Here is a 2,784-nt window from a genome sequence, read left to right on the forward strand (position 1 = left end):
GCGGCCGCGATGGCCGCCCATCTGGATGATCTGGCCGCTGGCCACCCCGCCAGTGCCGCAGTGCTGAGCGCCGAACTGGCCTTGGGCGACGGCCGCGCAGCCGATGCGCTGGCGTCCCTGGATTCACCCCGCGCCCAGCCGCTGCCACCGCGCGGACTGGCGCTGCGTGCGCAGGCATTGGCCGATGTGGGCCGCGCCGGTGAAGCCTATGGACTGCTCGGCGCACTGCGCCAGCAGCAAGCGCTGTCGCCCAGCGAACTGACCCGCCGTGAAGCCGAGTGGGCCACGGGGGGCCTGCGCGAAGCGGCCGACGCCAACGTCCTCGCCGACCGCTGGGATGCCCTGCCCGCCGCGTTGCGCAGCGACCCGGCGGCGGTGACCGCCTACGCCGAGCGCGCCGCCGCCCTGCGCTGGGACGAAGCTGCTGCCAAGGCCATCGAACAGGCCCTGGATGCCCGCTGGGACGAGTCGCTGGCGGCGCTGTACGGACGCTTGCCGATCGGCCGCGTCGAGCACCGGCTGGCCAATGCCGAACATTGGCTGCAAGCGCATCCGGCCAGCCCCGGCGCGCTGCTGGCCGTGGCCCGACTGCAGCGGGGGTTGGGCCAATGGACCCGCGCCGAGGACGCCCTGCACCGCGCCATCGCCCAGGGCGCCGGCACCGAGGCGTGGGAAGAACTGGGCCATGGCTTCACCCAGGCGCGGGACGACGTGCGTGCTCGCATCGCCTACGCCAACGCACTGGCTGCCTCGCGCGGCGAGGCGTTGGCCGAATTGCCGGGGCGCGACATTCGCCAGCGCATCGGCGACGAAGCGGCCATCGAGGAACGCGACGCGCATGGTGTGCCGCGGTTGCGGGGGACGTGACCGGGGGCGTGACGGGGGCAGGACACATGGGCGCCGCAAGTCGCGGGCCGTTATCCGCTTGGTTGCGACGCCCATGTGCCCTGCCGGGACACGCCGTCATGGTTCTGTAGAGAAGAAAGCAAGAGCAGCCGGCAAACCGGGCGCCACAAAACTCCGACCACATCTGGAGCGGGAGCATGATGCCCCCGCAACAAAGCGGATAACGGGCCGCGACTTGCGGGGGCATCATGCTCCCGCCCCACACAACATCAGCGTTCGAGAATCGCCACCACGCCCATGCCGCCGGCAGTGCAGATCGAGACCAGGCAACGGCCGCCGCCGCGCTGCTTCAGTTCCTTGGCCGCCGCCGCGACGATGCGCGCGCCGGTGGCAGCGAACGGATGGCCCGCCGCCAGCGACGAACCGTTCGGATTGATCTTCGCCGGATCGATGCGGCCCATCGCCGCCGACAGGCCAAGGCGCGTGCGGCAGTACTCCTCGCTCTCCCACGCACGCAACGTGCACAGCACCTGCGCGGCGAACGCCTCGTGGATCTCGTAGAAGTCGAAGTCCTGCAGGGTGAGGTTGTTGCGCGCCAGCATCTCGGCGACGGCCACGGTCGGCGCCATCAACAGGCCTTCGCCATGCACGAAGTCGACCGCGGCCACGTGTGCGTCGCGCAGGTGGCACAGCACTTCATGCCCATGCGCGGCTGCCCACTCGTCGCTGGCCAGCAGGCATGCGGAGGCGCCATCGGTCAGCGGGGTGGAGTTGCCGGCGGTCAGCGTGCCGCGACCTGACGTCTTGTCGAACGCTGGCTTCAGCGAAGCCAGCTTTTCCAGCGTGGTGTCAGCGCGCAGGATGTTGTCGCGCGAGACGCCGCGGAAGCTCACCACCAGGTCGTCGAAGAAGCCGCGCTCGTAGGCGGCGGCCAGCTTCTTGTGCGAGGACAGCGCCCATTCGTCCTGCGAGTCGCGGGCGATGTTCCATTCCTTGGCCATGTCCTCGCAGTGCTCGCCCATCGACTTGCCGGTGCGCGGCTCGGCGACGCCGGGGAAATCGGGCTTGAGGTCGGCCAGCTTGAAGCCCTTGAAGGCGGCCAGCTTGTCCTTCGGCGTCTTGGCCGCGGCGGCGGCGAGCAGGCGGCGACGCAGCTTCTGCCCGTACACGATCGGCACGTCGGAGGTGGTGTCGGAGCCGCCGCCGATGCCGGCCTCGATCTGGCCTACGGCGATCTTGTTGGCGATGTGGACAATGGTGTCCAGGGAGGTGCCGCAGGCGCGCTGCAGGGTGATGCCGGGGGTCAGCGGCGACAGGCCGGACGAGAGTGCGGCCTCACGGCCGAGGTTCCAGTCGCTGGAGTGCTTGATCACCGCACCCATCGCCACTTCGCCCAGCTGCTGGCCGTGCAGGCCGAACTTCTCGACCAGGGCGCCGAGCGTGCGTACCGACATGCCAAGGTTGCCGACATCCGCGTAGGCGGTGTTCTGGCGGCAGAACGGAATGCGGACGCCACCCAACACGGCGACGGGACGGACTGGACGCATCGGGCATTACCTCGGGCTGGTGGGGCGGTGGGGAAGCAGGCCCGTACCGGAGCCGTCGTCGTCGCCCTGCACGGCCGTGGGAACGGGCGGAAGGCGGCGGCCGGAGGCCATCGGACCGGGCATCGCCGGCGTGACTGCAACGGGGCGGTCAGGCCGGACGGGCATAATGACCGCAGTGTAGCGCCGCCTTGGCGCCTTTCCAAACGCCCCCGTATTGTTCCCCAGGAAGCCCATGTCCGTTGCCTCGCAGCCTGCTCCGTCCCCCGCCCCGGCCCTGCACGTGCTGGGCGCGCTCGCGCTGGAACTGCGCGGCGATGCGCCGGTCGCCCGTGACCGGCTGGCGCAGGCCGAGGTCGGCGCGTTGGCGGGGCTGGTGGCGCGCGATCTGGCC

At 70.8% G+C, this 2,784-nt stretch carries 2 protein-coding genes; one reads left to right on the forward strand and one right to left on the reverse strand.

Annotated elements, in window-relative coordinates:
* On the forward strand, positions 1 to 867 hold an 867-nt coding region (locus N800_RS16175; protein WP_036140471.1), incomplete at its 5' end, for a heme biosynthesis protein HemY.
* Positions 868 to 1,115: 248 nt separating this feature from the next.
* Here N800_RS16175 and N800_RS14905 read toward each other — a convergent pair.
* Positions 1,116 to 2,393, reverse strand: coding sequence for an acetyl-CoA C-acetyltransferase (locus N800_RS14905; protein ID WP_036140473.1), 1,278 nt, complete (start codon positions 2,391 to 2,393; stop codon positions 1,116 to 1,118).
* Between the last annotated feature and the right edge of the window lie 391 nt (positions 2,394 to 2,784).

Origin of the sequence: Lysobacter daejeonensis GH1-9, assembly GCF_000768355.1 — a bacterium.
Taxonomy (GTDB): Bacteria; Pseudomonadota; Gammaproteobacteria; order Xanthomonadales; family Xanthomonadaceae; genus Aerolutibacter; species Aerolutibacter daejeonensis.

Bases quoted from the DNA above. Each gene is read 5' to 3' on its own strand.
- N800_RS14905 (WP_036140473.1), bottom strand. From the start codon at position 2,393: ATGCGTCCAGTCCGTCCCGTCGCCGTGTTGGGTGGCGTCCGCATTCCG.